The 647-nt window shown below is 41.6% G+C and carries 1 protein-coding gene; it reads right to left on the minus strand.

Annotated elements, in window-relative coordinates:
• Nucleotides 1-647 (minus strand): transposase (locus B6A27_RS18350; protein ID WP_139788183.1); only part of this gene is annotated, 647 nt, incomplete at both ends.

Raw genomic sequence — 647 nt, forward strand, 5'->3', positions numbered from 1 at the left:
CAATCATCTTGCTCACAATAGGTCCAGTTTTTCGCGTTTTTGATATCCTTTTTGTATTTGCGTGTCTGTTCTCGTACATAGGATCCATAAGGAATGAGAAAATCCAATCGAGGCTCTTTCTCATCACCAATCGCATATACATAGTTTTCTTCACTGCCATATCCTGCATCCGCGATGACTGTTTTGGGCATCGGTAAAGAAGTAGCCGCCAGTTTCTCCAAATGTGGGATAAAACAACGCGTGTCTGTAGGTCGTTGGTGAATCGTATAAAACAAGATAAACTGATTCTCTGTCCCTATTTGCACGTTATACCCTGGCTTGAGCTGACCGTTTTTCATATGATCTTCTTTCATGCGCATGAAGGTTGCGTCTTTGTCTGTTTTGGAATAACTGTTACGGTCGCCAAAGATTTCGTTCTGTTCCTTGTATGTAGCTAGTCGTGGTAAGAAATTTTCCCGAATCAGCTTTAAAGGTTTTTTCCATTTCCTGCATTCTTGGCGCTTTTCCTTACGAATCTTTGTCTCTGGTTCCTTTTCTATTTCCTCTGTTAGCGTTTCAACTTTTTCTTCTATCTCCTTAGCGACTGTCTCTAAATGATGTTCGGTGATCTCTTCACGTTGTTCGGTTTCCTTTTCTCCCGTTCCAGC

The sequence above is a fragment of the Anoxybacillus sp. UARK-01 genome, assembly GCF_002075365.1.
GTDB lineage: Bacteria > Bacillota > Bacilli > Bacillales > Anoxybacillaceae > Anoxybacteroides > Anoxybacteroides rupiense.